6 protein-coding genes are annotated in these 5,276 nt (G+C 47.3%); 2 read left to right on the top strand and 4 right to left on the bottom strand.

What is annotated here, in order from left to right; translation table 11 throughout:
• Positions 1–132: 132 nt before the first annotated feature.
• On the bottom strand, positions 133–576 hold the full coding sequence (locus tag KDK17_RS13280; RefSeq protein WP_257255382.1) for a YbaN family protein: 444 nt from the start codon (positions 574–576) through the stop codon (positions 133–135).
• Complete coding sequence (locus tag KDK17_RS13275; protein WP_257275586.1) at positions 569–949, bottom strand: hypothetical protein; 381 nt, start codon at positions 947–949, stop codon at positions 569–571. The genes KDK17_RS13280 and KDK17_RS13275 overlap by 8 nt, the downstream gene beginning before the upstream one ends.
• Positions 950–1,119: 170 nt before the next feature.
• Between KDK17_RS13275 and KDK17_RS13270 the strand changes: the two genes are divergently transcribed.
• Both KDK17_RS13270 and KDK17_RS13265 read left to right on the top strand, forming a co-directional pair.
• Complete coding sequence (locus KDK17_RS13270; RefSeq protein ID WP_257275585.1) at positions 1,120–2,799, top strand: hypothetical protein; 1,680 nt, start codon at positions 1,120–1,122, stop codon at positions 2,797–2,799.
• A 34-nt stretch (positions 2,800–2,833) separates the two neighbouring features.
• Positions 2,834–4,426, top strand: coding sequence for a PhoPQ-activated pathogenicity-related family protein (locus KDK17_RS13265; RefSeq protein WP_257255379.1), 1,593 nt, complete (start codon positions 2,834–2,836; stop codon positions 4,424–4,426).
• Here the strand turns inward: KDK17_RS13265 and KDK17_RS13260 are convergent.
• Together KDK17_RS13260 and KDK17_RS19600 are read right to left on the bottom strand one after the other, a co-directional pair.
• Positions 4,364–4,936 carry a disulfide bond formation protein B gene (locus KDK17_RS13260; RefSeq protein ID WP_257275584.1) on the bottom strand — a complete coding sequence of 191 codons (573 nt, stop codon included), beginning with the start codon at positions 4,934–4,936 and terminating at the stop codon, positions 4,364–4,366. The genes KDK17_RS13265 and KDK17_RS13260 overlap by 63 nt on opposite strands.
• A gap of 19 nt (positions 4,937–4,955) precedes the next feature.
• The gene (locus KDK17_RS19600; RefSeq protein ID WP_368736464.1) at positions 4,956–5,114 is read right to left on the bottom strand and encodes a DUF5993 family protein; all 159 of its coding nucleotides are present in this window, start codon (positions 5,112–5,114) and stop codon (positions 4,956–4,958) included.
• Positions 5,115–5,276 lie beyond the last annotated feature (162 nt).

The following is a 5,276-nucleotide window of genomic DNA, read 5'->3' as shown; positions in this document are numbered from 1 at the left end:
CGAAAAAGCGCAGTTTACAGCGAGTAAATGAGCATTTTGAGCCACTTTTTAACGCGGTATCAGCGAAGCGCAGCACTTTTGCGACACCCTCCTTGGCCGTGGCATGTTTTTGAAGGTCATTGTTACATTGACTCACTGTTGTTGATATCTGCGCATCAGTATCCAAAGATAAATGCTCACCGCCAGAGCAATCAGCCCCAACAACACTTTCAGAAAAACCTGAGGAACCAGCCAGACTGAAATCCCTATGCCCAGCCACAGGAGCGCCAGAGCCCGACACCCTATTTTGGGTGAGAGCGCCCTGTCATGCAGGTACTCTTTCAGGGCCGGACCAAACCTTGGATGCTCCAGCAACCACCGATTCAATTTGGGTGAAGACCGAACGCTGAGCCACACTGCCAGCAACAGAAACACGGTCGTTGGCATGAGGGGCAGCACGGCACCAATGATGCCGAGAACAATGCAAAGCAATGCCAATCCCTGATAGAAGATTCGCAATAACGGGTTTCTGACCAGAAGATTTTCTTCTTCTGTTGCCAGCTGACCAGCCAAATTGGGCCCTTTACACTTACTCAAACGTCGCTTCCTGAATAATCTTTACATAATCCAGCTCTGCCAGTTTTCTCAGAACTTCATAAAAATCCAGCTGATGGGTGTCACCAACTGCCAGATACTCTGCTGATCGGCACTGTATTTTTCCCGGCGACGCCCGGTAAACAACCAGCGTTGGATCAATCGCCATGACCTGATCAACGTACTCAATCTTGTCCGGAATACAGAATTCATAAGACACCGCTGTCAAGTTATCACCTGAGCCTCGCAGACCCTCCTTGTTGAGTTCATTGAGATCAAACTTAATTTTGGCCATATGCCCCGCTTTCCAGCCCAGCGTGGAGCAACCACCCAGTAACAGAACCAGCAGGAGTATAGCAGGGGCTTTTAATGTCATAAGCGAAACCTTGGAAGATAACTTGCGTGGCTATAGTAACTCTTTTTTCTGCTTCATGGTGGCTAATCAGGAAAGGATGCACACAGCTACAAGCAGACCTCACCCGAATCAGAAATGAGCACTTAAAATATATCTATACTGTAATCCTCAACAGTGACTATTGATCAATTATGACTTCAGATATTCTTCTTCGATTTGCTCTGGTGATGATGCTCTTAACTGCCAACACCAGTTTTTCATCCTCTGAGTATGAGATTTCCGGGTTTACCAAGGGCCATAAGCGAACCAGTGATTTCATGGAGAGTATTCGTAACAACCGTCCGGAACTTCAGGCGTTTATGAATCGACTGCCCAAAGGCGGCGATCTCCATCATCACCTGATGGGGGCCATCGAGCCCGAAGAAATCATTGATATCGCGATAGAACGAAAGTTTTGCATTTATAAGGACCATCACATGGCCCCGTGTGATTGCTGTGCACAGTCCTTGAGCGCATACGTCAGTAATGAAGAAAACCGTGCAGCTCTGATCAGGCAGCTAACGCTTGCCGACAGCAACGATACGCTTGAGATCCGTGACAAGCATTTCTTCGACTACTTTGCTATCGTGAAAGCCTTATTCGATGGAATAGATGCCCGTTTCATTTCACTTATACGTAAAAAGGCCGCTGTTGATGGACTTTCTTACATTGAATCAACTATCTACTGGAATGAAGCGAACGGGCCTGACAAGTTGTTTTCCCTCATCACCAACCTGCCCGCACCGGACCCGGACAGTTCCAAAAGTCTGGAAGACTTTCGTACCAGACTGAGTGCCCAGCCCGATTTTCAAACCCAGTTAAAGGCAGCTGCCAAAGAGGTAGCCGATGCCTTGAAAGATTCTGACGACCACTTGAACTGCTCTCATAGCCCCTCTCAACCTGCCTGTTCTGTCACCGTTCGGTTTCTACACGAAATTCACCGGACCGATCCCCTGCCCCGGGTTTACGCCCAGATGATCTTTGCCTTTGAACTGGCTCAATTGAGTCTCTCTGGCAGCGATCCTCAAGTGCTGGGCATCAACATAGACGGCGCTGAAAATAATGATACGGCACTGAACGATTACCTCAGCCATATGAAAATGCTGAGTTTTCTTAAAAACCACAAAAAATACCCTCTGGTGAAAGAGCATATTAGCCTGCATGCAGGAGAACTGGTCAAAGCCACAGTCGAAGATTTTTACTACCGAACCACCTTGGCAGACGCTATTAATATCGTTCAGCCCAAACGCATAGGCCACGGGATCAGCCTAATGGCACAGGACTGCCTGAAGCAGTCCAGCTCCGGCAATGAAGAATACGTCAACTGCAGTGCTGAGCTGCTCAAAACCATGCTGGATAATGACATTGCTGTTGAAATTCCTTTCACCAGCGACCAGCGATTGAATGATATCGGGCCCAACAGCGGACACCCCTTTCCTGTTTATGTCAATAGCAATGTTGCAGTGGCGCTGGCTACTGACGATCCGGGGATTCTAAAAGTCGATTTGACCAGTCAGTTTGTAGAAGCCGTCTATGGCTTCAGCCCTAATCAATCCAGCGACGGCGCTCTCCTGTCCTTTGATCAGATTATTGAGTTCGCACGCAACAGTCTGGAGTACAGTTTTCTGCCCGGTCAGAGCCTTTGGGTAAAGGCTGAAGACCACACTCGATATCAAAAAAGAGTTTCGGCCTGCCTGAATCTTGATTCAGAAGCCTGCAATAAGTTTGTCGGCAGTAATACCAAGGCGAGACTCCAGAGAGATCATGAATTAAAGCTGAAAGACTTCATGTTAACGCTGGCAGCAGGAAGCCCTGATTTAACACCCCTGTGAACTGCAATGAAATTGCAAAAAAAAGAGTAACAAAATGGCAAAAGAACAAGAATTCGTCTCCAGTTTTCAGGCTGGCTTACTGGCATTGTTCTGCTTATGCCTGATGCTTCTAAAGCATCAGGCTCATGCCAGAGATCACCTGAAAGTCTCTCCTGACAACTGTAACCCCTCTTACCTTGGCAAACACTTTCGTGACGTACTGCCCTGTTACCTGAAACAAGAAGATAAGAATTATCAATGGAGTGCTGCAGCTGCGACTGAAGAGCGCGTCGAGCTGGATGGAAAGAAGCTGAAGGTCAAAGTCTACCCTGTCCGTATGAAGTCTCTGCGCTGGACTATCGGAGAACAGGATAAAGTCTCTGATCCGGTCTGGGAGCATCGGATCAAGGTGTATATACCGGAAAAAGTCAGCTCCACCACTGCTCTACTCTTTATCAATGGCGGCATCATCCATTGGCCCGAAGATCAGCCCGATAGAAACAAGAGGAGCACTGATGCCCTGCAATTTTCTCATATAGCCGCCAGAACCCGGTCGATCGTCGTTGATCTGAAAGACATTCCAAACCAGTTCTTGCGATTTGGTGATGGCAAACCGCTCAAGGAAGATGGCCTGATGGCCTATAGCTGGCAAAAGTTCATTGATAACCCGGGGAAAAACTATAACTGGCCACTCCGATTACCCATGGTCAGGGCTTCCATTCGGGCCATGGATACGATTCAGGCACTGATGAAAGAGAAGCACATTAAAATTGAGCATTTTGTATTAGCCGGAGGATCAAAACGAGGCTGGACAGTCTGGCTGACCGCAGCAATGGATAACAGAGTGTCAGCCATCATACCCATGGTCATCGATGTTCTTAATCTGCAAGAGAGTATGCGACACCACTTCAATAGTTACCAACGCTGGGCTCCGGCTGTCAAAGACTATTACTCTCTGATGCACACAATCGGCACCCAGCCTATGACTCAGCTAATGGAGGTGGTCGACCCCTATTCCTACCTCCCTCTGCTAACCATGCCGAAGTACATCATTAATGCCACCGGCGATGATTTTTTCTTACCCGACTCCAGCCGCTTTTACTTCGATGACCTGAAAGGCGAAAAATGGCTGAGATTCCTTCCAGACCTGAGGCATTACATTCTCAGAATGGATCAAACACTGGTGAGTGAAAGCATCGAATCCTTTTACGGAGCCATCATTAAAGATCGCCCCATGCCCAAGATCAGCTGGGATGTCTCTAAACTAAACCTGAAAGTCGAAGCCTCAATGCCTCCCAAAGCCATGAAACTGTGGACTGCAACAAATCCTGAAGCCAGAGATTTCCGAACCACTTCAGACAACCCAAAGGTCAGCCAGTTTAAATCTGAAACACTCACATTCCGTTGTCGTGAAAGCTGTCGGGCAGATGTCGCATTGAAAGCCCCCGAAAAAGGTTGGAAAGCCAGCTTTGTCGAGCTGATCTACCCTAACCCGCCCTATCGTGACCTGTCATTCACGACCCGGGTGTTTGTCACCCCAGATGTTTATCCCGAGGACAATCGCACTCCATCTCATGGCCAAAGCTCAGAGGATATAACGCACCGGATTGTCCGGGCACTGCTCAAGCCCGCACTCAAAGAAAATTGAAACGATATTAGCCACAGTCAGGAACACCAGAAGCGCAAAGGCAAAATGGGAAAACCATCTGATTTCGGGGTTTTTCGCTTCTGAGACTTCGTCCTCATAAGCGTGCAATTCAAACTGTCTGGAATAACCTATGACCAGTGCGATATATACGATTAAAGCAGAGCACAGAATATACAACCAAGTATACATATGCAGTCCCAGCAAAGCCGAACCATATCCTTGAGGATTGTTCACATGCAGTGCAATTTGCCTCAGAGCAATAAAGCTAGTCAAGACAGCCGCTAGCAGCGACAAACTGTAATGACCGGGTCGAACGTGGTACCTCATATTGAGCAGGAACCCTGAGGCTATCACTAAAATTCCCTGCCGCTGCAATATGCAGAGAGGACAGGGTAATTCGCCCATCACAAACTGAAACCAGAAAGCAGCAACCAGAAGAAGACAGATGACTATCAATTCAAAAACACTGGCAAACTTCACAAAATCATTGATCTCTCTGCATGAGTTCATGATTAGACCCGCCAAACTTCTAAAGATAAATTTCCAAGTGCTCAGAAATATGATGAATAAAAACCAATGCAATCAGAACAAGAGAAATGCTGAAGCAAACGATTCCCCACTTTCGATTGAACCAGGCAACCATCAACGCAAATAATATGAAGATAAAAGATAGCAAAGTGTAAGGCATTACCTGTACTCCCCAGCCTAACGAGATTGTTTCACAAACTTTTGCGACAACCCCCGACCATGAAAGCTTCATTAGAGCATAGCGTTAACATGTTTTATTTACAGGTTATTGACATCCTCCCCCACTGATTCAAGAAATCAGTGGGGGATTCCCATGGGGGCG

Source organism: Endozoicomonas sp. SESOKO2 (genome assembly GCF_024606245.1).
GTDB lineage: Bacteria > Pseudomonadota > Gammaproteobacteria > Pseudomonadales > Endozoicomonadaceae > Endozoicomonas_A.
This window is presented reverse-complemented; position numbering and strand designations above follow the sequence as displayed.